This is a genomic window from Pseudomonas sp. NPDC087690, assembly GCF_044743175.1.
Taxonomy (GTDB): domain Bacteria; phylum Pseudomonadota; class Gammaproteobacteria; order Pseudomonadales; family Pseudomonadaceae; genus Aquipseudomonas.
Genome location: NZ_JBIUVX010000045.1, coordinates 13,758 through 37,081 on the forward strand (window position 1 = coordinate 13,758; position 23,324 = coordinate 37,081).

General features: G+C 54.5%; 28 protein-coding genes. 18 read left to right on the forward strand and 10 right to left on the reverse strand.

Translation table 11 applies throughout. The features are described from left to right. Positions 1–34: 34 nt before the first annotated feature. Both ACIPIZ_RS25865 and ACIPIZ_RS25870 read right to left on the reverse strand, forming a co-directional pair. Positions 35–457 (reverse strand): phage regulatory CII family protein, encoded by a 423-nt coding sequence (locus tag ACIPIZ_RS25865; RefSeq protein WP_095189993.1) that lies wholly within the window; start codon positions 455–457, stop codon positions 35–37. 81 nt (positions 458–538) lie between these two features. Next, the gene (locus ACIPIZ_RS25870) at positions 539–742 is read right to left on the reverse strand and encodes a Cro/CI family transcriptional regulator (protein WP_025110113.1); all 204 of its coding nucleotides are present in this window, start codon (positions 740–742) and stop codon (positions 539–541) included. Between the two features lie 116 nt (positions 743–858). Here ACIPIZ_RS25870 and ACIPIZ_RS25875 point away from each other — a divergent pair, with 116 nt between their 5' ends. The 8 genes from ACIPIZ_RS25875 (at position 859) to ACIPIZ_RS25910 (ending at position 7,360) form a co-directional block, all read left to right on the forward strand. Continuing rightward, positions 859–1,647 (forward strand): S24 family peptidase, encoded by a 789-nt coding sequence (locus ACIPIZ_RS25875; RefSeq protein WP_401168259.1) that lies wholly within the window; start codon positions 859–861, stop codon positions 1,645–1,647. Between the two features lie 459 nt (positions 1,648–2,106). Next, on the forward strand, positions 2,107–2,568 hold the full coding sequence (locus ACIPIZ_RS25880; RefSeq protein WP_401168203.1) for a DUF6932 family protein: 462 nt from the start codon (positions 2,107–2,109) through the stop codon (positions 2,566–2,568). Next, complete coding sequence (locus tag ACIPIZ_RS25885) at positions 2,565–3,479, forward strand: hypothetical protein (protein ID WP_401168204.1); 915 nt, start codon at positions 2,565–2,567, stop codon at positions 3,477–3,479. The genes ACIPIZ_RS25880 and ACIPIZ_RS25885 overlap by 4 nt, the downstream gene beginning before the upstream one ends. A gap of 107 nt (positions 3,480–3,586) precedes the next feature. After that, entirely contained in the window at positions 3,587–3,913 is a 327-nt protein-coding gene (locus ACIPIZ_RS25890) for a DUF2388 domain-containing protein (RefSeq protein WP_401168207.1), read from the forward strand. A 471-nt stretch (positions 3,914–4,384) separates the two neighbouring features. After that, entirely contained in the window at positions 4,385–5,950 is a 1,566-nt protein-coding gene (locus ACIPIZ_RS25895; protein ID WP_401168209.1) for a methyl-accepting chemotaxis protein, read from the forward strand. Positions 5,951–6,365: 415 nt separating this feature from the next. Continuing rightward, positions 6,366–6,668, forward strand: a complete 303-nt coding sequence (locus tag ACIPIZ_RS25900) for a hypothetical protein (protein ID WP_236428089.1) — start codon at positions 6,366–6,368, stop codon at positions 6,666–6,668. A gap of 11 nt (positions 6,669–6,679) precedes the next feature. Further along, positions 6,680–6,970 carry a hypothetical protein gene (locus ACIPIZ_RS25905; RefSeq protein ID WP_401168212.1) on the forward strand — a complete coding sequence of 97 codons (291 nt, stop codon included), beginning with the start codon at positions 6,680–6,682 and terminating at the stop codon, positions 6,968–6,970. Positions 6,971–7,051: 81 nt separating this feature from the next. Continuing rightward, complete coding sequence (locus ACIPIZ_RS25910) at positions 7,052–7,360, forward strand: hypothetical protein (RefSeq protein ID WP_401168213.1); 309 nt, start codon at positions 7,052–7,054, stop codon at positions 7,358–7,360. 22 nt (positions 7,361–7,382) lie between these two features. On the opposite strand, the gene ACIPIZ_RS25915 is transcribed toward ACIPIZ_RS25910, so the two are convergent. From ACIPIZ_RS25915 to ACIPIZ_RS25930, 4 genes are all read right to left on the reverse strand, one after another. Then, entirely contained in the window at positions 7,383–7,703 is a 321-nt protein-coding gene (locus ACIPIZ_RS25915; RefSeq protein WP_401168215.1) for a hypothetical protein, read from the reverse strand. Between the two features lie 85 nt (positions 7,704–7,788). Then, positions 7,789–7,977: a hypothetical protein gene (locus ACIPIZ_RS25920; protein WP_401168217.1), complete on the reverse strand. Its 189-nt coding sequence runs from the start codon at positions 7,975–7,977 to the stop codon at positions 7,789–7,791. 502 nt (positions 7,978–8,479) lie between these two features. After that, the gene (locus ACIPIZ_RS25925; protein ID WP_401168220.1) at positions 8,480–9,352 is read right to left on the reverse strand and encodes a hypothetical protein; all 873 of its coding nucleotides are present in this window, start codon (positions 9,350–9,352) and stop codon (positions 8,480–8,482) included. Positions 9,353–9,438: 86 nt separating this feature from the next. Beyond that, entirely contained in the window at positions 9,439–9,696 is a 258-nt protein-coding gene (locus ACIPIZ_RS25930) for a hypothetical protein (protein ID WP_401168222.1), read from the reverse strand. 476 nt (positions 9,697–10,172) lie between these two features. Here ACIPIZ_RS25930 and ACIPIZ_RS25935 point away from each other — a divergent pair, with 476 nt between their 5' ends. Further along, complete coding sequence (locus ACIPIZ_RS25935; RefSeq protein ID WP_401168225.1) at positions 10,173–10,949, forward strand: DUF2786 domain-containing protein; 777 nt, start codon at positions 10,173–10,175, stop codon at positions 10,947–10,949. A gap of 34 nt (positions 10,950–10,983) precedes the next feature. On the opposite strand, the gene ACIPIZ_RS25940 is transcribed toward ACIPIZ_RS25935, so the two are convergent. Beyond that, positions 10,984–11,775, reverse strand: coding sequence for a DUF2971 domain-containing protein (locus ACIPIZ_RS25940; RefSeq protein ID WP_401168227.1), 792 nt, complete (start codon positions 11,773–11,775; stop codon positions 10,984–10,986). Positions 11,776–11,887: 112 nt separating this feature from the next. Between ACIPIZ_RS25940 and ACIPIZ_RS25945 the strand changes: the two genes are divergently transcribed. Next, a complete protein-coding gene (locus ACIPIZ_RS25945) occupies positions 11,888–12,541 on the forward strand; it encodes a hypothetical protein (protein ID WP_401168230.1) in 654 nt (217 codons plus the stop codon). Positions 12,542–12,616: 75 nt separating this feature from the next. On the opposite strand, the gene ACIPIZ_RS25950 is transcribed toward ACIPIZ_RS25945, so the two are convergent. After that, on the reverse strand, positions 12,617–12,982 hold the full coding sequence (locus tag ACIPIZ_RS25950) for a hypothetical protein (protein ID WP_401168232.1): 366 nt from the start codon (positions 12,980–12,982) through the stop codon (positions 12,617–12,619). Further along, positions 12,979–13,329 (reverse strand): DUF6864 domain-containing function, encoded by a 351-nt coding sequence (locus ACIPIZ_RS25955; protein WP_401168234.1) that lies wholly within the window; start codon positions 13,327–13,329, stop codon positions 12,979–12,981. The genes ACIPIZ_RS25950 and ACIPIZ_RS25955 overlap by 4 nt, the downstream gene beginning before the upstream one ends. Positions 13,330–13,457: 128 nt before the next feature. On the opposite strand from ACIPIZ_RS25955, the gene ACIPIZ_RS25960 reads away from it, so the two are divergent. From ACIPIZ_RS25960 to ACIPIZ_RS25985, 6 genes are all read left to right on the forward strand, one after another. Then, positions 13,458–14,057 (forward strand): hypothetical protein, encoded by a 600-nt coding sequence (locus ACIPIZ_RS25960; protein WP_401168237.1) that lies wholly within the window; start codon positions 13,458–13,460, stop codon positions 14,055–14,057. A gap of 44 nt (positions 14,058–14,101) precedes the next feature. Beyond that, complete coding sequence (locus ACIPIZ_RS25965; protein WP_401168239.1) at positions 14,102–14,344, forward strand: DUF4224 domain-containing protein; 243 nt, start codon at positions 14,102–14,104, stop codon at positions 14,342–14,344. Position 14,345: 1 nt separating this feature from the next. Beyond that, complete coding sequence (locus tag ACIPIZ_RS25970; RefSeq protein ID WP_401168242.1) at positions 14,346–15,395, forward strand: tyrosine-type recombinase/integrase; 1,050 nt, start codon at positions 14,346–14,348, stop codon at positions 15,393–15,395. Positions 15,396–15,964: 569 nt separating this feature from the next. Beyond that, entirely contained in the window at positions 15,965–16,480 is a 516-nt protein-coding gene (locus ACIPIZ_RS25975) for a sigma-70 family RNA polymerase sigma factor (RefSeq protein WP_122661250.1), read from the forward strand. After that, positions 16,467–17,447 carry a FecR domain-containing protein gene (locus ACIPIZ_RS25980; protein ID WP_401168244.1) on the forward strand — a complete coding sequence of 327 codons (981 nt, stop codon included), beginning with the start codon at positions 16,467–16,469 and terminating at the stop codon, positions 17,445–17,447. Before ACIPIZ_RS25975 ends, ACIPIZ_RS25980 begins: the two co-directional genes overlap by 14 nt. 111 nt (positions 17,448–17,558) lie before the next feature. After that, entirely contained in the window at positions 17,559–19,949 is a 2,391-nt protein-coding gene (locus tag ACIPIZ_RS25985) for a TonB-dependent siderophore receptor (RefSeq protein ID WP_401168246.1), read from the forward strand. A gap of 355 nt (positions 19,950–20,304) precedes the next feature. On the opposite strand, the gene ACIPIZ_RS25990 is transcribed toward ACIPIZ_RS25985, so the two are convergent. Then, positions 20,305–21,315: an AraC family transcriptional regulator ligand-binding domain-containing protein gene (locus ACIPIZ_RS25990; RefSeq protein WP_401168249.1), complete on the reverse strand. Its 1,011-nt coding sequence runs from the start codon at positions 21,313–21,315 to the stop codon at positions 20,305–20,307. A 153-nt stretch (positions 21,316–21,468) separates the two neighbouring features. On the opposite strand from ACIPIZ_RS25990, the gene ACIPIZ_RS25995 reads away from it, so the two are divergent. Beyond that, positions 21,469–22,143, forward strand: coding sequence for a glutathione S-transferase family protein (locus ACIPIZ_RS25995; protein ID WP_401168250.1), 675 nt, complete (start codon positions 21,469–21,471; stop codon positions 22,141–22,143). Between the two features lie 108 nt (positions 22,144–22,251). Beyond that, the gene (locus ACIPIZ_RS26000; RefSeq protein ID WP_401168253.1) at positions 22,252–23,004 is read left to right on the forward strand and encodes a class I SAM-dependent methyltransferase; all 753 of its coding nucleotides are present in this window, start codon (positions 22,252–22,254) and stop codon (positions 23,002–23,004) included. Positions 23,005–23,324: the final 320 nt, after the last annotated feature.

Sequence of the window (23,324 nt, forward strand, 5' to 3'; positions counted from 1 at the left end):
CGACCTTCTCCGTCGGCTTTTTTGTGCCCGGGATTCAGGCGGCCTTCACCGAGGCATCCATCACGTCTAGGCTCTGCCGAACGTGATTGATCTCTTGGCGGATCAAGTTTTTCTCGAAAGAACTGACGTGGTTGTCATCCAGCGCCTGGTGAACTGCGATGGTCAGATCGGCGACCTCTTTGCCGACATTGATCAGCGACTTGGTGAGCGCTTGTGGCGCGGGCGCGGTTTTCGTAACGAGGTCGAAACCAAACTCGTTCGCCAGTGCCGCCAGAGGCCGCATGTCGCCGGTGTGCAGCAGAATCCCGAACAGATGCTCCACGGTCAGGTGGTGTGCATCGTTGTCTGGATTGGCGCGCTGAAGCAGGCCAACGTGGGGAACGCCCATCTTTGCAGCAAGGGTCTTGGCTTCGTTGTCCAGGACAGCGCTCTGGCAAGCCCGCAGAAAATCTTCCATTCGTAAAACCTCAAATTTATTTCCGTGGCGCGCTGCCATTGCGTGGGAGATTATTTGTTCAGGCAGTCAGCAATGAACGTTTCAAGCTGCGGTGCGTTTGGGCCGCGCAGGGATCGGGCGAATCTCGTTCGCCTCAATGCGCCCGTCGTCATAAAGGGTGATTTCAATGCTTCTGCCGGCTCGAACCATTTGCGAGATCGCGCTCTGGTTCACGCCAAGAGCAGCTGCAAGCGCGGCTTGAGTGCCGTGCTCTTCTAGGTATTTGCTCAAAGGGATCTTTTTCATGGAATTTCCACGGCTTGATATCTGCCATGGATAGTAGCAGCGCTGCTTTTTATCAGCAACAAAATACTAGCAGCGCTATTTGCCTGGGTATCAGCTCTGCTAATACTCTTGTCCGTATGAAAATACGCCGCCCCCTTACCCCCGAAGAAGTCGCTGAGAGCGCCAGGCTCAAGGCCATCTACGAACAGCGGAAATCAGCTGCAAAAGCTGCCGGCCGCAGCCTGACGCAGGCGGATGTTGCCGAGGCGTGCGGATGGTCTGGGCAAAGTGCATTCAGCCAATACGCCACCGGCAAGGTCCCGCTGAATGTGGAGGCGCTATTGAAGCTCGCGAAGGCGTTGAATTTCGACGCACAAGACGTCAGCTCCCGGCTGATGTCCACGGTTGCCACTGTCCAGCAAGAGCGCATCCATCCCAGCGTAAAACTTGGGACTATCGAGACCTGGGACGACGAAACCCCGCTCGATGATGACGAGGTCTATGTCCCTTTCCTTCAGGAAGTTGAGCTGGCGGCTGGGTCTGGGAGGTTTGCTATTCAGGAAAGCGATACCTCTCGGCTGCGCTTCTTTAAGAAAGACCTGCGCCATAACGGTGTTCAGTTCAGTAACGCGAAGTGCGTGAGGGTTGGCGGGAACAGCATGATGCCTGTGCTGCGCGACGGCGCCACGGTTGGCGTGAACGTGGGGAAAAACTCACTGAGCGACATCGTCGACGGCGAGATGTACGCCATCAACCACAACGGTCAGCTTCGCGTGAAGCAGGTGTACCGAATCCCGATCGGAATTCGCCTACGCAGCTTCAACCGTGATGAGCATCCTGACGAGGACTACACGTTCCAGCAGATCCAAGAGCAGCAGATTTCAATTCTGGGGCATGTGTTCTGGTGGGCGATGTACTCGCGCTGAAGGCAGCAGGCTTCGAATTCGTTCGTTGGAGAAGCGAAAGAAGTCACACTGGCCGAATACAACGGGACGTGGGATAGACCAATGACGTCATGGAGAAACCTCGGTTTCTGGGGAAAGGTATGGGCCTGTCTTTGGATTGCGTTCCTGTTGCTTACTTCTGTCGATTCAGGCGCGAATTGGATGGGTGGAGGCTCGTCCGGCCGCAAGCATGTTTTCAGTCCTGCCTTTCTCGTGCTATGTGCAATGGTAGCTTTGGTTGAGCTGATATTACTCAACCACTTCTATGGTGCGCGTGCGAGGTGAAGATGAGAAAACTTGTATGGGCTCAGGAGCACTCTCCGGCAAGGATCTGAGTCGGGGCCTGGATCCTTTCAAGGCGTGATGACACCATCCGCCCAGATCATTTAAACCGCGACAGACTGTCGGTGATAATCTAAATTCACGAATGGAATCTGAAGGATGCAAAAAACAGATTTCCCGGCGTTACTTGCGCCTGGAATGCACCCCCTCACTCTTGAGTCCCTGCACGAGCTAGCGGTAGCGCCTTTCCCGAACGACTCTCGTAGGGCGGAGCTCTACGATAAACTTCGTTTATGGACAAACGCCCTGCACGTTTCAGGGGTACGAGGCACTCTGTGGCTGGATGGATCTTTTCTCACCGAAAAAGTTGGCCCCAGCGATATTGACTGCATTCTATGGAATCCATCATGGGTCGATGAAGCGGGCGCTACCGACCAAGTGAAGTCGGAGGTGTTGAAGTTGCTAGATCGCGCTACTGCAGAAGCTATCTTCAATCTAGACTTCTTCATGGAAACGCCTGCAGCCGATCGTGTATTTCATCGAGAAGCTTATTGGAGAGGTATCCTAGGTTTTTGCCATGATCGAGTTACGGCCAAAGGATTTGCGGAGATAGCCCTATGAATACTAGCTTCCTTCGCGATCACGCCAATGCGTTAGCCGATTTTGCTGCCGAGACCAAAGCTCAAGCGGCGGCCGCCCCTAATGACTTCTTTCTCCAGCTTGCAGCAAAAAATCAGCATGATGCGGCACTGCTTGCTTTGAAAGATGCAGCTATGGAAGAGGTGTCCTCCCTAGGCGAGCTGCTAGATGTGCGCCTTATCGGTCCACGCGCAAATGGAACAATACCTCTTGACGCATTCTTGGACACAATCGGGCCGCTCACTAGGTCGTGGAAGCTTGCAGCCCATCGCCTCCGCTATGGTCGCGATGCTGTGCGCGGGGTGGCGGCTGATGTTGTTAGCGCGCTAAATTTCAAGCTGGCTGGCTTAGCGCCAGGCTCTACACACGTTTTCATCACTGGGAACGCATCTCCCGATCTGACTGGTGACAGCCTACTTCAGGCGACCTTGGACCAAACCTTCAGACTATTGAACTCTGACCACATTGATTTCTATGATGCGGTCGACGCAATTGGTGGTAGATCTGCTCATCAGCTAGGTGAGTTTATGAGAGGTCTTGATAGAGCTGGAATGGCTGTGCAGTTTTCTTGGCTATCCCCTCAAGGGCTGCGCGAGTGGATGGGAAGGCCCGATGAGATCACCCGAGTAAGAGCATTGTTGGATACTGTCAATGAGCCTGAGAAGTATCCTGAAACTCTTGAAGGTAGCGTGGCGGGCATCACCGATACCGGAAGACTTGCTCTTCGCACTTTAGAGGGAAAGGTTCTAATCAGATTTCCTTTGAAGCTGACAGAGCAAGTTCAGAAGCTGAAGATCGCATCTCATGCCCGCATAAATGTCGAAACGTCCAAATACTGGGACGCGGTAGAGAAAAAAGATGTTTTCAAGCGTCACCTTATCTCCGTCGACTAATTCCGCGCATCTCTATCAAGCCCGGCCCAGCGCCGGGCTTCTTGTATCTGGCAAGCACCCTGTTCTGCTATCGTGATGCACTCTGATCGCAATGGAAGCAAAGAAGAATGGACTTATGGAAGACCCTGGCAATCGCCGTCATGGTGCTGATCAGCACTCAGGCCATTGCAGCCGAAAACAACAACCCGTTCCAAGGCGCGCTCATGATCACCACCATCGTGCCCGCAGTGATCATCTCAGCGCCCACGGCTATCACCTCGGAAATTCCAGAGTATTTTAAGTCAGCCAAGACCGACGCCTTGGCGTTCATTGGTTCGGACGGCGAGATTCGCGGAGCGGAGTTTGAGCAGGCGTCTCGGTACTATCGCTCCACCTACGCATCGCCTGTAATGTCCGATATGCAACTGGCCCAGGCAATCGTAACTTCGTTCTGATACCCATGCTCAGACTGTCCGCGGCGCTGGGCTTCTTGTTTCTGCCCTCCCCTTCTAAGTACCGACCTCAAGGCCCTCTACTAGTCGCCTCCTCCAACAGTTCCCGCCAATCATCATCGTCGATTACACCAGTTCGCTTGTACTTGTCAGCCAGCTTCAGTAGTTCGTCGTATTGCTCTTCGGCGTCCATCCGGATTTCGGGTTCTTCACCTATTTTGCTCCAGTCGGCCAACGCCTCCTGTTTCGAATCGTATCTTTCTGCGGATTGCCGGGTGAATTGCCAACCTCACCTAGGCAACAATCGGTATTTCTTAATCAAAATCAAGAGCATATCTAGACCAGTAACTTGGATCCAAAAAACACAAAACAACAGATGCAACTCATTGTTATTAAAAGATTTTTTTGCAAATACACTCTCACCTTTTCCGAACATTGGCCGATGACCTCCTAAGGAACCATGGAGTCATCGGAATGAGAAATAATCAGCCCGTAACACAGCGTGAGATTTCACTCGCACCACAGCAAAAGCTCATCTCGACGACAGATGCTCGAGGAGTCATCACGTACTGCAATGACGCTTTTGTGGAAATCAGCGGTTTTGATAAAGCCGATCTAATTGGTGCTCCGCAAAATATCGTCCGCCATCCTGACGTCCCCCCAGCTGTCTTTGCCCATATGTGGACCGCTCTCAAGCAAGGTCGGCCATGGATGGGCATCGTCAAAAACCGCTCCAGAAATGGTGATCACTACTGGGTCAACGCCTACGTCACCCCAATATTTGAAGGCAGCCAGGTGGTAGGCTTCGAATCAGTCCGAGTGAAGCCATCGACTGATCAGATACGCCGTGCTGAATCCCTCTATAAGCGCATCAGCCAGGGAAAGCCGGCAATCCCTCGGCAAGATCGCTGGCTATCCGCTCTATCGAATTGCCTGCCGTATGTAGCCATCGGTTTGGCTGGCTGCTCATTCGGTTTATTCTTCAGTGCACCTATAGCTACAGCCTTGGCGTTAGGCATAGCGGTGCCGATCGGGTTGCTCTCTTCGCGCTGGCAGGCTCGAGGAACGCTGCGCCTGCTTCAGATGGCCGAACCCTCTACCTCAGACTCATTGATCGCTCAAATGTACAGCGATGCAAGCGGGCCAGAAGCCCGCTTAGAGGCAGCCTTCGTCAGTCAGACTTCGCGCCTTAAAACTTGTCTGACACGCCTGCAAGACACGGCCGAACAACTCAGTGCGCTGGCGGAGCAATCCGACGTGCTTGCCGCTGACAGCTCAAAAGGCCTAGATCGCCAGCGTGTAGAAACAGAGCAGGTCTCTGCTGCGGTCAATCAGATGGCTGCAACCACCCAGGAAGTTGCCAGCCACGTCCAGAGGACGGCTGATGCCACCCAGCAAGCCAACCACCTGACCAGTCGAGGCCGTGATGTGGCTCGGGATACCCGTGAGGCTATCGAGCGGCTCTCTGCTGTTGTTGGCGAAACAAGCCTGACGGTTGCACAACTGGCCAAGGACAGTAGCGAAATAGGCACAGTCGTCGACGTAATCAAAGGCATCGCTGATCAAACCAACCTACTGGCGCTGAATGCCGCAATCGAGGCTGCGCGCGCTGGCGACATGGGCCGAGGTTTCGCGGTAGTAGCTGATGAGGTTCGCCAATTAGCCCAGCGCACTTCGCAATCGACTACTCAGATCCATGATCTGATAACCAAGCTACAGACTTCGTCCAACAACGCGGTACAGACAATGGAAAGCGGTCACCGCCAAGCCCAAGAAGGCGTTTCTTGGGTACTTGAGGCGGACAAAGCCCTGGTGGGTATCAGCGAGGCGGTCTCCAATATCACGGACATGACCACGCAGATCGCTGCTGCCACGGAAGAGCAAAGCGCCGTGGCCGAGGAAATCAGTCGCAACATCACAACGATCGCTCACTTAGCCGACCAAACTTCCGGGCAAGCACACGAATCGGCAAATCTAAACAAGGAATTGACCAAGACAGCGTCTACGCAGTATTCGTTGGTTGAGCGCTTTAACCGGTAGCTGAACACTTTCCGCGAGAAGCCCGCCCAGTGCGGGTTTTTTTACGCGCGCAGAAAATATTATTAGCAGCGCTATTTACTTTGAAAAGCAGCACTGCTACTTTTATTTCCAAGCCGGACAACAACGGCCCAGCAGCGAAAGCCGCGCCGCTCTTTCACAATCTGGAATCTTCGCGGATCGATCCCCGGAAACGGGAACAGCGCGAAACACAAATTTCGATCCCCATGCCAGCTCTGGAACTGGCCGGGCTCCCTCATGAGAGCACGCAAAGTTGCACAGCCACCCGATGTGACGCCAGTTGCGGCAGCGGGCAGAGAGAGGACTCCGGCGTTGAAGTGCAGCGAGAAACGGAAAGCATCACTGAGCAGCCTTCTCGCGAGGGCTGCTTGGGATGACAACCGATAGGTAATCAACCATGAAGCACGCAACAGAAATTGCTCAGGTCGAAATGCACCCACTGATGCAGCAGCGCCGGGAAGTTCTCAAAGCCTTATTTGTTCGCTCCCGCGCAGCCCGTGAAGAGTTCGCGCGCCTTGCAGGTCTGGCGACGCCGGAAGAAAAAGTGCGCTTCCAGGTCAAGACCGTCGGCAATGCCTACCACATCGTTGACCTGGTCACCGGCAAGACAAAGGCCTTTCGCTTCAATTATCAGGTCGCGCTGAACATGGCGATCGCATTCGAAAAGCAGGCCAATCGCCTGGCGGAAGGTGTGCATTGATCGGTGCACCAATGCCAAACCCACGAGACCAGTTGCTCGACAACCTGAACCAGCAACTTGATCAGTTCTTCGGTTCCGGCGGTAAGGCTCAGCAAATCCCCAGTGGCGTCACTGGCGATCCAAAGCTGGCATCCACACCGCACCACGACCGTCTGCGCGTCGAGCGCAACAAGATCGCCCCGAAGGTTCGCGAACTGGCCGAAGCCGGCAAGACCATCAGCGAGACGGCCAAGACACTGCACATGCACGTCAAGCGGGTTGCGCTGATCGCCAGCGAGAACGGATTCAAGTTCGACTCATGAAACGCATCAGTAACCGGGCGACGACACGCCGCCGACAGACCTGGCTGGTCTTGCCGGCCAGCGGAATTGAAGAGGTAGGCCATGGCCAAGAGCAACGCGCAATTGCAGAAGGACAAGCGAGCCAAGGAGAAGGCGCTGCTGGATCGGATCGGCGCCGAGAGGCGATCGCTGATTATTTCGAAGGCGCTTGATGACGCACTTCAGGTGCTGAGCGAGCGCCACGGCTTCGAGGAATGGCAGGAAACGGTGTCCACGTTCATCATCAATCTGGCCGCAGCGCCAGCAGAAGAGTCGGAACGCTTCGTCAGAATGTCGCGACCGGTGTTCGTACCCAACGAAAACCAGTCGCGACAGCTTGAGCGTTTCGCCAGTAGGGGCGTCGAGATCTAGCCTGCAAGGCCCAGATACAAAGCTACTTTTTCAAGCCCTTGCCCATGACCCCCGCTACGTAATCTCTGTGAGCGGCAACCTGCATATCCTGCCAGTTCTCGAAATCGGTGTTTTCCTTAATGAAAACATCCCAGTCAGCATCAGGAATGGCTTTGAAATCCTCTGCTGTTTCGACCCTGAACCCAGAGCCATTGATTAAATCTTCAAGATTTGCGAACGAGCTATGCGAGGAAATGAATTCGGGGTTCATCATTTCCCCTAACTTTACTTCCTTGGTGGCAGCGAGCGTCTCGATGTTCTTCCTGAGCTTGTCAAAACCTGAACGATCAATCTTGAACGACATGCGCTTACTCCTTCTCTGGTGAGCTCGTAGTAAGGCATATAGAGGATCAGCTCGCCAGTTTTGTGACTATTTGCAGCACACAGCCTCATCGAGAGCTCGGCACCTCAACCAACCGATGCGCCGACTCCATGTAGCTGGCCAGGTCGATCACCTCGCGAAGGAACACGACCACCTCAAGCTTCACCGCGTCGTCCGGCAGCCCTATCCGTTTCAGCATCGCTTTAGCGTGCTCTTCGATAGCCGCTAGCGCATCTACATCGCTCTGCAACCTCATGTCGGCCTCCTGCCAGTGTGAGTTGAGTCATAGATACACCACCTGGTAACGAGCCTGCGAGCGGAATTGAAGAGATAGGTCATCGCCGAAGAGCAGCAGCTCCCAACGGAAGAGCCGCAGCGGACGGCGGAAGCCATCAAGCAGCGCAGGAAGCGCAGGAAGCGCGAGAAGGCAACAGCGTAGGACGATGCATTGGGCGTAGAGAGGTTCACGGTTGAAGTCGCCGGGGTGTTCAAGCCAGACCTGAAGCGAGTCATGAAGGCTTACGGCATCAACAGCCAGCAGGAGGTTTACTAGCTGCTGCTGATGAACTTGATCGCCGCTGACTTCGATACCTAGGCCTAGATGCTGCGCAGTGTCACGACAACATTTTTGGATGCTGAAAGGATGTCTCGACTAGTTGAGGTGGCCGGCATGAAGTATCTCGTCGACGGTCCATATGAGTCTGACGACGAGATTGTATGAACCAATTAAAGCAAAACACTTACACTTGAAAAAAAGCTTAGAAAACTTGTATTTTCTTTATTTCAACTTTCAGATTTCCTGCAATTTTCGCAAGGATGCTTACATCTACATTGGTCACTCCACTTACTGAAACTATATACTCTTTCTTGCCATCGTTCGAAAGCGTCGCATTCCAGTGAGCATCATAGCCATAGGTTGCAATTTTCTCAACAAGCTGCTGCACAGCGTCTTCCGACCCTATCAATCGGAATTTGAGGCCGCTATTGGCGCTAGGTGAGCGTAGATCATCGCGCCGATCAATTGTCAATCCACGCAGAAGCCCCTCAATTCCATCAAGACGCTCAATAAGTATCGTCTTTGCATCAATTTGATCCAGTGATTCTAGCAGTGCTCGATTCTGCCGAACTCTCAAAACAGGGTTGTCTTGTTCGGCCTTCCCTACGGACGCCTCGATTGCCTTGCGGAGTGCTGGACTAAGTTCGACCACACCACACATATCATTGGTATAAAAAACCGTTCTCTCATCGGCTATATCGAATGGTAATTTTGTACCGAATTCGGCAATTGCTACTACAGGTTTTCCTGAGCAGTGCCTTACCGCCAATTCATACATAACATTTGGATTTAGCTCAGACAAGTTAGCTACGACCAAATCATCCTCAAGGATGTGTTCGATAACTTGACGCGTGATGGAGCCGCTTATCGAGATCTCGTGCGCGACGTGCGTCTCATATCCCAGATCTGAAAGAAGAGGTTTTAAGACCGAGCTTATGAGCCCATCTGCAGCCCTTCGAGTCGATGATTCATTACCTCCAATTGGTGTGACTATGAAAGCTTTTTTCTTAGGTGGATCGCTGGTGATAGTGGTCACTTCCGCCGCTGGGCTGTCCGCATCTACTTTTTTTGACATTACTTCTCCTAACGGCTCCAAGCCGATTGAGAATCAGACCCTATTTCACACCAAATTGCCACCACAGACCGCAGAGGGCGGCGAAGCTACCAGGTTATCGCAACCAAGGCGCCTTGAGCGATGGCCGCTACGGAAGCAAAAGCAGCGGCCACCTTATTCCATTTGGTCTGCGTCTGCGCGGTCGCTACGAGGTCAGTTTCAAAACCGCTCTCGTCGGTCCATACCAAATGGCTACCTGGGATTTTCGCAGGTACTTTTGCAAGTGCAGATTTCGCCCAGCATAAACAGGAAATTAACGAGCATGCACAAAGCAATACGGTAAGCAGCAACTTGAGACTGTTCATTCAAGACCTCAGTTTATTTTCGAGTCTATTTACCCAATTTTTACGAATCACGCCAGCCGGCAACGATTGTTCAGTCAATCTCGTCAGTTATCGCCATTACAGAGGTAGTGCGTTTTCGAATGTGAATGCTCCACATCCCATCGTCCTTACCGGTTGATAGTTTGATTCTAGAGTCGTGACTGCAGACGAATCGCACCCGGTCTTCTGTGAGGTTGTTATGACTTGCGATAGCCCGTGTCGACCGGAACGGCTCCTTCTCCCTGTCACTGTTGGCCTGAAGCCATCCATATATTCGCGCCGCGTCTCGCTTGGTTTTGATTGCAGCGCTTAGTCCCTGAACACCCAGCACCACAAGCGCGGCCACTGCGCCGCCTGCCGCACCTCCAACAGAGGTTGAAATGATGTCATTGATCAATCCCTGATCCATTTGAAACCCTCAGTAATTTGTCCGCCAAATATACCGGCAAGGATCCCCTATGTCCGCACAACAGATCGACGAAAAGAAACTCGAGCGCGCGATTCGCAAGATCAAGCACTGCCTGGCATTGGCGCAGAGTGCCAACGAGAACGAGGCTGCAACGGCGCTTCGGCAGGCACAGGCGCTGATGCGCGAGTATCGGCTGACCGAAATGGATGTGAAGCTGAGCGACGTCGGCGAAGTCGAGTCGCAATTCTACCGGGCCGAACGCCTGCCGACGTGGGAGCGGAACCTGAGCGGTGCAGTTGCCCACGTTTTCGGGTGCACCTCTTTGTACGGTCGGCAGTACTGCAGGGAAAAGAATCGAATCATCGCCCGCACTTCCTTCGTGGGGGTGACACCTGCACAGCACATCGCGCTGTATGCGTTTGAAGCGCTACTGACAAAGCTGAAATTTGCCCGCAAGGAATACGTGGCAATGGTGCGTTCGGGTGTCTACCGCAGCTCCTACTCAGCCGAGACGGCAGGCGACCACTTCGCCCTAGCATGGGTCAACGAGGTTTACGGGAAGCTGAGCGCCCTTGTCCCGAAAGGCGAAGACGATACCCCGCCAGCAAGTGACGGACGCGACATCATCGCGGTTGAAGCGCATGACAATGCGCTGATCACCGAGTACCTCGCAAACAAAGGCGTGGGCAAAGCCCGGAAAACGCGTGATGTTGATATCGACCTGAATGCGCAAATCGCGGGAATGCTTGCCGGACGCAAGGTGGATCTGCATGCTGGCATAACACATGGCAGCGAGGAAACCTTGGCCCTCGCTGCAAGCGCCTGACTTTCTAATCCTGGATCTGCCCGCGGCTACTCGTTTAAGGCGCCCTGTATGGAATAGAAGACTTGATGACTTTGACGCAATGCTGCTTTCTTTCAGCATAGATGCTTTCACTCAAGGACTGACTTTGAACAAAGGCACTCATCGAGGTGTAGGCAAGGTCCTGGTCTCGCATAGGCCCAACATGTATTGCCTTTATCGCTTTGATGGGAATCTCTTGTTCTACGTATGGAATCAAATAATTACCTTTGGCCCTAAAATGAACTTTAAGCCGCTGATTGAACATCGGATCCTTATCATGACCAAGTACTAAACGGACCTCTCGCTCTTCGGAAAAGCTGGAATCTTTGAAAGTTGCAGCCAGGGACACGAGATTCGCTACGGCTTCAAAACTTGGAGCACCACAAAGTCCGTCGCCACTCATTTCGCTCGCAACGATTTCTAGGGCAGACAAAGCTACATGTGCTGCCTGCGTATTTTTTTCATCAACATCATATACGCAAGTTTTTATCTCAAGAGGAATTTCATCTGATTCAAATTCAATAGCATAGCTCCCATAAGCTCTCCACTGACTTAACAAATCGCGCTGCTCACTAAATGAACAAACATATACTGGGCGTCTTTCAGCTTTATAATATTTCCCCTGCCCCAGATCCTGAGCCAAGTATCCAACCGCTAGCTTTAGATATTCATGTCTATGCGAAAAGTGTTCCTGCTGATGATTTAAATAATGAATTATTCGTTCTATCCCATCATGCATTTCTTGAGAGTCATTCAAAAATCGAGAATCCGTCAGCCACATTTTTTTATTTTCAATAATTGATTTCACGGCACTGACATCCGTGTAGTGAAAAAGCCGCATTTTAATCTCCAACATTAACATTCGCCCAATATACCGGTGAGGTAACGCCATGCCCACAGAAAACAAACCGGCCGCGCCGATGCCAACATTGGCGGCCGGCGGCGAGCCAAAGCCCAACCCTAATCGTCTGTGCCATATCGATTACACGGCACACCCATATCATTGCGGATGCTTGAGTGGCGACGATGAAGCGCAGCGGCGTTTTGACGAATACCAGCGCGACTCCAAACTGGAGACAGCTGAGAGAGAGGTTGCGCGACTCACCGCGGAGCGTGACGCCCTGCAGCAGAGCCTGAACGCAGCGGATCAGCGGGTTGATGAGCTGGAGCGGGACAAGCATCGGCTGGATGCGCTGGAATCGAATTGCTGGGACATCCGCTTCGACAGCAGCCCCAACGGCGAAGCTGGCGACAACAGCATCAACATCGAAATCGTCGGCTACTGGATGGATAAGCCGTTCGAGCGCGTCATCGGCGAGAACTACAGCGAGAACCTGCGGGCGGCGATTGACCAGGCGATGATGGCACCGGCCTATCCACCTGCGCGCCCTGAATATCCAGAACCAGAGTCCGCCAAGGATGATGACTGGCATATGAACCCGTGCAAGAAAGGTCACCGCGATGTCGGCGCGGCCAGCGGCGTTGCCAGCTGCTACACCTGCGACGAGAAAATCAAAGCTGCAACCACGCAAGAAGCCTTCGAGCGCTGGAACGCAACACATCCTCAGCGGTAACTCCCTCCCCCTTCAAAGTCAGCCGCGATAGCGGCAAAAAGTGCATAGGTTTGCTGGAAACCATCACTCAATTACTTACCTACCTTTACCAAATGCATAACCAAGAGCCAGTGTAATAATTGGCAGAAACACACTCCAAACTCCTTTTATAACCTCAAGGCTTTGAGCACCATTACTACCTCCCAAATCAAAAAAACCTTTAATAAACAAACAAGCTGTTGTCACAGAACCAACCAAAAAACTCCACTTAATTGTTAAGTACACAAACGAGTCTTTGGCCGCATCACCCGTTCCGATTTCCCGGGCAATCTTTCCCTCCGTTGGTTTCCCCTCAACGGGTGTAGAATTTACCGGCGATACCTTTCCAGGTTTTAATGAACCTTCAGATATAGTGTTGACTGGGCCCTCCAATGGCTCAGGCAGTGTTACTTGATCTGTCATTGTGATTCCATCCACAATGAATACTCGAATCTTCTAACTCCATTTTCTGGAGCGACCAAGGTTGTATAATAGGTAATATAGATAGTTTTACCGTTGAGCTGTCCTATAGCAAATGGTGTAAAAATCCCCTCACCAAAACTATTGACATGATTGTAACAAGTAACCAGATATGAAGAGTCTTGAACACTCCCCACGTATCGAGGCCCGCCGGCATCGCTGACAAACTTTACCGTACACACATAAGTATTTATATCAATCTCAAAACTTTGAGCCCCCTGTAAATGGGCAACCCCTGTGTGTACAACCTCTAAATTACCTACCTTGGTTTTCACATTCAAAATGGACACAAACCGCCCTCACTATTAACAACAACCTGCAATTTAATACATGTGCACTATTTTATCCACATGAGTTAAGCGTCATTTACTTCTTAATACCCACTAGCCTGCCGATGAACAGCGGGCGAGGAATTCGTATGTCCGAAATTGAACGAGTAATCGAAGCCATGATGGAACCAGCGCCCCCAGCCACCGAGGTCATCACTCTCGACCGAAACATTGTCGAGCGAGCGTTGACCTTGATGGAGAGCCACCCAGATGTCGCACAGGGCGGGCCTTCGCTTTGCAATGAAGCTTCCGTGTTTCGCCAAGCTTTGGCCGAACCCACCGTAAAACTCTGGGCGATCCACAGCGTTGGCCCTGGCGAAGAGTACCCGTGCCTAAACAAAGAAGACGCCGAGCGGCGCGCGCAGGAGTTGCGCGATCTCGGTGAGCGTATGAAGCAGGAGCGTATCGCGCGCGGTGAAAGCCTTGAGCTTTGGAATGACTGGGTGACGAACGTTATTCCTTCCCCGTGGGAACCGGCCGAGCATTTCGAAATCATGGCTGAGGAATGGACGGATCACGCTGAGCAGCTTCGCGAAGAGGCGATCAAGCTGACCGAAGAAAAAGGAAACCTGCGTAAAGCTCTCGCAGGAATGCTTTTCGCCTTCGACGACGGCGTCGGCCTTGACTGGTCAGCCGACTTACTCGATTACGCGCGGAAGCTGTGCGCCGCCGAAGAATTCAAACCCTGAACCATCACCACCTTCTGCCGCCACGCGCGGCATGGAGCATCACAATGGAAACAGAAATTCTCTCCGACGAGGAGTTGGCCGAACTCACCGGCTACAAGGCCCGTGCCTACCAACGCCGCTGGCTGATTGATCGCCAGTGGGTCTTCGTCGAAAGCCGCGGCAAACGTCCACTGGTGGGTCGAATGTATGCCCGCATGAAGCTGGGCATGATCAGTCCCACAATTGCCGATCCAAACCCGCCGCCGGCAACACCGGCATGGACGCCAGACTTTTCGCGAGTGAACTGATATGCGCCCCCGCAAGGCCGACACACGCAACTTGCCACCTCGGATGTACCAGTGGACGCGAACACGAAAAAGCGGAAAGGTGTGGATAGCCTATTACTACCTGGACATGACAGGCAAAGCGATCCCGCTGGGAAAGGATTTGGACTTGGCCAGGATCAAATGGGCGGACTTGGAGGCGAAGGAGAAGCCGCTCGACCTGCGCACCATGAAGGGCATCTTCGACCGATACATCCGCGACATCGTATCGAAGAAAGCGGCGCGGACGCAGAAGGACAATCTGGCGGAGATCAAGCAACTTCGGCCGATGTTCGACAGCGCTCCTATCGACTCAATCACCCCTGCGACTATTGCAGGCTACCGGGACGCGCGCACCGCCAAGGTTCGCGCGAATCGCGAGATTGCCACCCTCTCCCACGTGTTCAACATTGCTCGGGAATGGGGACTGACGACCAGAGAAAATCCCTGCCAAGGGGTGCGCAAAAACAAGGAAACGCCGAGGGACTATTACGCAAATGATGTGGTTTGGGATGCTGTTTACATGAAGGCAGCTCAAGAGCTGAAAGACGCGATGGACTTGGCCTATCTGACCGGGCAGCGACCGGCAGATGTTCTGGTTATGAGAAAGGACGACGTCGAGGGAAATTACTTGGGAGTTCAGCAAAACAAGACACACAAAAAGCTGCGTATCCAGATGACTGACGGTGATGAGCCAAACAGCCTGGGCCTGTTGATCGGGAAAATGGCCGTGCGCAATGCTCAGCACATTTGCAGCTATTTGATCGTGAGCGCACGCGGCAAGCGGATGACCGCAAAGATGCTTCGCGATCGATGGGACGACGCCAGAGAAAGGGCCAAGAAAGAAGCTGAAGACAAAGGCGATGTTCAGCTGGCTGAGAAAATCGGAGGCTTCCAGTTCAGAGACATCAGGCCGAAAGCGGCGTCGGAAATCCTCGACGTCGGCGATGCGAGCCTACTCTTGGGGCACACCAAAGGAGACATTACCGAGCGCGTCTATCGACGAATTGGCGCCATTGCCAAGCCATCGAAATAGCCCCAAAAACCGTTACAAAACTCAAAATCCGCCCCTTGTAGAATGCGGGCTGTAGAGGTGTCAAAAAATAAACGTATCGTAACGAAAAGCGGCTACAGGCCCCGGTTTCATTGGCTTTGCATATCGGTCTTGAAAACCGTCGACTGTAACAGGTCCATGAGTTCGAATCCCATCGCCTCCGCCATATTTTGTACCGACAAAGCCCTGATTATTCAGGGCTTTGTCGTTTCTGGCGTGGGAGCATTCTGCGCAGTGGGTTAGGCAAATCACCCGAGTAGAAAATCTGCATCGTAGAGTTACCATGCTCAATGCCGGCGGCTCGGACCAAGACTCCACCGCCCGCCCCTGCTGCCCCATTACACGGGTCCGCATCCCTCCTGAAACCTTTACGTTCACGCTAATCGCCAGGGTTCAAATCTTCCAATCGCTGGACGCATCCTTCCACTCGCCCCCCTTCAGAATGACCCCATTCGCCCAAATCCGAACGCTGAGCGCCACGTATTTGCCTCCGGCCCTATCCCGTGAGTAGAATGCGATTAATTATCAATTGTGTACTTTCCGGGATTCCGATGCGCAGCGACGAAACGCTAGGTACTGCAGATCTAGGGCTGCTCTATCGCACCCACCACTCGTGGTTACACGGCTGGCTGATCCGACGCATTGGATGTCGCGATAACGCAGCAGATTTGGCGCAGGACACCTTTGTACGTCTGCTCAAATCCCGTCAGTCCAGCCCCTTGCGCGAGCCGCGCGCCTATTTGAGCAGCATCGCCCGCGGACTGATGATTGATCAGTATCGTCGTCGCGAACTCGAACGTGCCTATCTGGAAAGCGTCACGTTGCTGCCTCAACACGAGGTTCCCTCGGAAGAAAGCCGGCTGCTGATTCTTGATGCGCTCGAGCGCATAGACCGCATGCTCAGTTTGCTTAAACCAAGGGTTCGTCAGGCGTTTTTATGTGCCCGACTCGACGGTCTGACGTGCGCGCAAATAGCCGAAAAGCTCGGTGTTTCCCGCGCGACGATTGAGCGCGACCTGGCCACGGCCCTGCAACACTGCTATCGCTTGCGTTATGTCGAGGCCTGAGCCGCAGGCGCTGGATCCGGCCATCGTTGAGCAGGCGATCCAATGGCTGGTGCGCCTTCGCTTCAATCTGGCCGATGAACAAACACAGCACTCTTTTGAGCATTGGCTGCAGCAGCGCCCAGAGCATGTGTTGGCGTGGCAGCGTGTGGAAACCCTTGGGGATGAATTTGCCGGCGTACCCGCTCAACTGGCGCGACAAACCCTTAATGGCACCCATCAGGGAATGCGCCGGCGCGAAAGCCTGAAGCTACTGGGCCTATTGGCGACTGTTGGCACGGCAGCCTGGCTCGGCCGCGACTACACACCCGTTCCCGCCATGCTTGCGCAACAACGCAGCAGCACCGGCGAGCAACGACGCTTCCAACTCGATGATGGCAGCCTTATCCAGCTCAATAGCGATAGCGCCGTCGACAGCGATTTCGACGCCCAGCGACGCCTGATCATCCTGCGACGTGGTGAAATCATCGTGAATGTCGGCGCCGATCAACACTCGCCTCAAGCGCGACCGTTCTGGGTGCAATCACGTGACGGGATCATGCGCGCTCAGAGTGCGCGCTTTCTGGCACGCGAACGTGACGATGGCACGCTGGTCGCGGCTCAGGAAGGGTCAGTCACGGTTTTCCCCGGCTTCAGTCAAACGCCTGCGAGCCGCAGCGTCCAGGCAGGCAATCAGCTGCTGTTCACATCGAGTGGCGCCCGAACGTTCAGCGACAACGGCCTCGATCTGTGGAGCTGGGGTGACGGAGTGATCAGTGCGCGCAATATGCGTCTCGATGATTTCATCGTGGAGTTGTCGCGTTATCGTCCCGGGGTATTGCGCTGTGCCGAAGAGGTCGCGGATCGTCGCGTTTCCGGTACCTTCCAGCTCGCCGACAACGATCAGGTCCTGGCATTGATCGCGCAGTCACTGCGCTTGCACATCGATTACCGAACCCGTTACTGGGTGACCGTGACCGCTGCTGCCTGAGCCCATCAAAACCACCTGAAAAATAATGAGGTGGTTTCGCATTCTCGTTCGACCTCTTAGGAAGGCCGGAATACAGGCCAGTCTGCCGATGTCCTTTCTTGGAGCGAGAAAATGAGTTCGTCCCCGGTTTCACAGCGCCATCCATTAAATCGTGCCTTGCAAGGTGCGATGTTGGGTTTGATTGTCAGCAGCTACGCATTGCCATCGCTGGGGCAAACGACGAGCGCTGACCACAGCAATCAAGTCAAGCAGTGGAACATCGCTGCCGGCCCACTGGCGCCGGCGCTTGATCGCTTTGCGCGTGAGGCTGGCATCAGTCTTTCCTTCGATGCGTCGAGTGTTGCGAACCGCACCACCGCTGGCGTGAATGGCTCGCTCGATACGTCGGCAGCGCTGTCATCGTTGCTGCAGGGGAGCCAATTGCAGATCGAGCAGCAAGGCCCGACCGCTTACCTGCTGACACCTCAGCCAAAGCCTGCCGGCCCGCTCGAACTCGACGCAACCGACGTCGAGGACTACCGCCTTGCGCCCCTCATCATCAACGCCAAGGTCAGGGTCAGTGCCGACGACGACGCCAACTCGGTGGTCGCCAAGGAGCTCTGGGTTGGCGGCAAAGTGGCCACCAGCATTCTCAATACACCGGCATCGGTGTCGGTTGTGACCAACAAGGAAATGGAACAGCGCAGCGTCAGCACCACGGAAGAAGCGCTGCAATACACACCCGGCGTGATCACTGACTTCTATGGTACGGATGACCGCAACGACTACTTCCAGATCCGTGGCTTCCAGGCCACCACTTACCGTGACGGCTTGACCCTGAGTTCGATGCGCGGCGTACGCGAAGATCCATTCGCTTACGAGCGCATCGAGATTCTGCGTGGCGCCAACTCCACGCTGTTTGGACCGGCGGACCCGGGCGGTTCGGTGAATTTCGTGACCAAACAGCCGCGCTTCGAGCAGTTTGGCCAAGGCTATGTGACCTACGGTTCGTTTGACCATGTCGAGACAGGCATCGATGTCGGGGATGCGCTGAACGACGAGAAAACCCTGGCTGGCCGCTTTACTGCCAAAGGCCAAAACAGCGACCGCGAGTACGACCACTCGCAGGACGACAACCAGTTGTTTATGGGTGGCCTCACTTGGGCACCGACGGATTACACGTCGGCGACGATGATTCTGGACTACCTGAAAACCGAAAGTTCGCCAAACAGCGGTGGCTATCCGCTGGACAAGGAATACGACCGCAAGAAGTTTTATGGCGAGCCCAGCTACAACTTTCACGATGTCGAGCGCACCAGCCTCAGCGGTAACGTCACCCATGACTTCGACAACGGTTTCGTACTGCGCAGCAATCTGCGTTACAGCAAGTTGACTGATGATTTTGGCTACGTTTACCTCAGCGACAGCGCCGCACGTGTCGGCACCATCGTTGACCGCTATCAGTTTGGAACGGACACCGAAGCCGACCAGTTCAACGGCAATCTGATGCTGCAATACGATGCCCGCTTCGAGAACATCGACAGCAGCAGCCTGGTGGGCGTCGAGTACCTCGATTCGACCACCAAGGAAAGCTCGGTCTACGCTCCGACTACCTCCATTGATATTGCAAACCCTGTGTTTACCGGCGTTTCACGCTCAATCGCGCCGTATGCCGTGAACAAGCGAGACGCGACCACCAAGGCCGTATTCCTCCAGCAGAACCTGTCGTTCTACGAGCGGTTCATCGTCACCGGCGGCGTGCGCAACGACTCGATGGACCTGACCAGCAAAGGCCTGGAATCCACTGAGAAAGACACCTTCTCCGAAACCTCCTACCGAGGTGCGTTGACCTATATCGTCAACGATGAGGTGTCCACCTATGTGAGCATGGTGGAATCCGTCTCGCCGCCGCAGGTTGGTGTAACACCGCAGACGGGCCGGCAGTACGAAGTGGGCGTGAAGTATTCGCCTATGGGGATCGACGCCCTGTTCTCCGCAGCCGTTTATGACCTGACCCAGGAAAACGTCACCATCGCCGTGGTGCTGCCGAGCGGCATCATTGAGCAGCAGACGGTGGGCGAGTCGCGGGCGCGTGGCCTCGACCTGGAAGCCAAGGCTCAGGTGACGCAGAACCTCAGCCTGATCGGTGGTTATTCCTATATGGAGTCCGAGGTACAGCGCGGCTCGTTGTACGACGGTAGCTCCTTGAAGGGTAATGAGTTCGCCACGGCACCCAAGCATTCCGCTTCGCTCTGGAGTTATTACGACGTGCCTGCCACTGATGTCAGCGTTGGCTTGGGTGCGCGCTATGTCGGCTCTTACTACTTCGATGCAGCCAACTCTGGCAAAAGCGATGGCACCACGCTGTTCGACGCCGCGTTCAACTACAAGATCGCCAAGGGCACCGACCTTGCGGTGAACCTCAGCAACCTGCTGGATGAGCAGCACGTGGTCGGTTCCGGCACAGCGAACTTCTACAATCCGGGTCGCGAGATTACCGCCAAAGTGAGTTACAACTGGTAAGCAGGCGTCTAGCCCTTTTCCCATACAGGAAACGGTGCCCGCTTTACCGCGGGCACCGCCAGTCAGGTGGCAGATGAATCTGCATCGCCAAGCATTGCTACCAGTTCAGTCGCCAGGGCGGCCGCTTCTTGTCGATAGTCTTTGCTCCAGCTGCGTGACCAGTCATCTGGCTTTCCCTCATCTTCCCATTGCGCCAACGCAAGCCCGTTGATGATCTCCAGTTCAAACCAAAGACGCTGCCAAGCATCGGCGTCCTTGACCGAGGCAGGGTCTTGCCACAGGAACTCTCAGCCGTCGCGGCGAGGTCTTCGGCCATAAGCAGTCATGCCTTTGCGCCTATGGCCAGCGCCATGCTTCAGGCATTGAAACGTCGCCACTGAGCGGGCGAAATCTTTTCCCACTGCCGAAAAGCCCGATGGAAAGAGTTGACGTCCTCGTAGCCAAGCAGATACGCCACCTCTTTCAGCTCAAGGCCAGTATCAGCCAACAGGAGTAATCCCACCTGGCGCCGGGCCTCGTTGAGCAGAGCGCTGAACGTTGTACCCTCGCACGCTAATCGTCGTTGCAACGTGCGCTCGCTCTGCAAGAGTTCACGGGCGAGGAATTGCAAACTTGGCCGCCCGCCCGCCAGTGCGCGTTTCAGCACTTCAATGGCCTGCTCACAAAAGCCAACTGGCGCTTCAATCGCGCGAATTGCGGTGGTGAGGCCGGGGGTCATCATGTGCAGCACTTCCGGGTTGTGCTCAAGAAAAGCCAGACCGATGTCAGAGGTGCGAAGGATCAATTCGTCCCTGGCAGCGCCGTAGAGAATGGGGCAGGCGAAATAACTTGAGTGCGTTTCCAGCATTTGCTGGGGCCTTCTCAAGCTCAATGACAGAGGCTCAATGTGTTTGCCGGTGCCTCGTCGACCGAGTTCCAGTGCCAAGGCAAAGCACGCCTCGACTGAGAGATAAGGCGCCGGCCCCGTGCCGGAAGGCCACTGAATCGTGAGTGAAACAGTGCCCTCGCGCTCGTCGATGCAAAGTTTGTCGGGGCTACATAGACGCTGGAAGCGCGCCAACCGAGCGAGGCCGTCACGAAAGTCAGCCGCATATAACGCAGTGAGGAACGCCAGTTTGTGTTTCGCGCTAGGTGTGTCGCGAACCATCTTTATCGCGAAGGCAGGATCCGCCGAAAGCACTTCGATGGCGTTCCAGACGGCAAACAGTTGATGGGTGCTGACAAAGGCAGACTCGTTAAGGTGAAGATCATGGGGCAGTTGAGCGTGCTGCTGAATCAACGAGGGATCCAGGCCCAGTTGCTCTATCGACTGCCAGAACACCCTGGGCAATTTACACCGTTCGGCGCTGGGGTGAAGGTGCGACATTTCTAAGCTCCGAACCGCAGGAGGGCGGCAATGCGTAATGCTACGCGCCGCTAATGGCGCGTTCCGCAAGTATTCTGGCGTAAACCGCCCACGGGCTGATGCAGCTTCGCTCTTACCATTGTCGTCAACAAACAGAGCCAAAAGGAGCTCACGATGACAATGACTTTCTACACCAACCCCAATTCACGCGGACGCATGGTGCGCTGGATGCTCGAAGAAATCGGCTGCACCTATGAGACGGTGATTATGGATTACCAGTCGATCAGTCAGACTGACCGTTGGGGTGGTGCCGCGCTGGCCGCGCCGACGCTGGCCGATGCTGATGATTCACGCGTCGGTTTTTTTCGCGACGTGAACCCGATGGGAAAGATCCCCGCGCTGGTGCATAACGGGCAAACCATAACAGAAACTGCCGCCATCTGTGCGTATCTGGCCGACGCATTTCCCGAAGCCGGGCTGGCTCCTGCGGCGGTGGATCGTGCCGCTTATTACCGCTGGCTGTTTTTTGCTGCGGGGCCTCTGGAACAGGCGGTGACTAACCACCGCGCCGGTTTCAATCCGAAGCCGGAACAGGAGTTTTTCTTTGGCTACGGAAGCTATGAGCGCACCGTGGATCAGCTCGAACGCGCGGTGCTGGCGCATCCCTTTATTGCCGGTGAACACTTCACCGCTGCGGATGTTTATGTTGGCTCCCACATCGGCTGGGGACTAGGCTTGCAAACCTTGCCACCCAGAGCTGCGTTCCTCGCTTACGCCGAGAAGTTAACGAGCCGCGACGCCTTTAAACGTGCGATGGCGAAGGATGAAGCAATGCTGGGTGCTGCCTGATCCTTGAGGTCGAGAGCCGCCGTTCGCGACGGGTGCTATCGACCTCAAGCGGCGTGTTGGCCGAAGTGCATACCATAGACTTTTCAGAACATTCAGAGAGGCTTAGTAATGTCGATCAACCGACTCGACTTCACCACGCGTTTGCTGATCGACGCGGGCATCGGAAAAGGGATGCGAATCCTGGACGTGGGTTGCGGCTCGGGTGATGTTTCTGTTTTGTTGTGTGATCTGGCGGGAGGGAATGGAGAGGTCATCGGCGTTGATCATGACGCCCATGCCATTGCCATCGCACGCCAGCGTAGCGCCGCACATGGTTACCCTTCACTAACGTTCATCCAGTGCGAGCTTCTGGAGCTGCAGGATTCGCTTGGTACTTTTGATGCCATCGTAGGGAGGCGCGTCCTGATGTATCAAAGGGATGCTGTGGCGACGATCCGAGCGCTGTCGAACCGCTTGCGTCCCGGCGGCGTCATGGTCTTTCAAGAACACGATACGACGATGGCGCCTGCAAGCGTGGACCCTTTCCCGTTGCATAAAAGAGCGCAGTTCTGGATACAGGAAATGATTGCTCGCGAAGGCGCGGATTTACACATCGGTTTCAATCTACACCGTATTTTCACTCAGGCAGGCTTGACCGTAGAAAGCGTGCGCGCCGAATGCCTGATACAAACCCCTGATAGCCCCTACAGCCTTGGCGCCATTGTTCAAGCGTGCTTGCCGCGAATCCTCGCACTAGGCGTCGCCAGCGCGGAAGAGGTCGGAATTGAAACGTTGCAAGAGCGTCTGGATCAGGAACGTTCAGCCTCTTCAGGCGTGTACGTCGGTGATGTGATGTTCGCAAGCTGGGCGCGAAAAGTTTGACGCCTTCAAATGCCCGGCGCGGCCTATTGCCATACTGCGCAAGAAGTTGCGCACATGCTCGTAATATTTCGCCCTTAAATTCGCTGCAGGCCAGGCCTGTCATGGCCTGCAGCCAAGTGCGCAAGAAGTTGCGCAGTACTGCGCAACTTCTTGCGCACTTTCGCCTTGGTCTCTCCGTTTTTTTTGCCAGTCCGCCCGCAAAAAACCGCCATCACCCCGGCCCGTAAGGGCGGCGCATTTGTTGGCACGCTCCTTGATAACAGTCAGCCACCCACCGGGCGATTTCGCCTCCCGGGCACCTTAAATTATTCCGCAAGGAG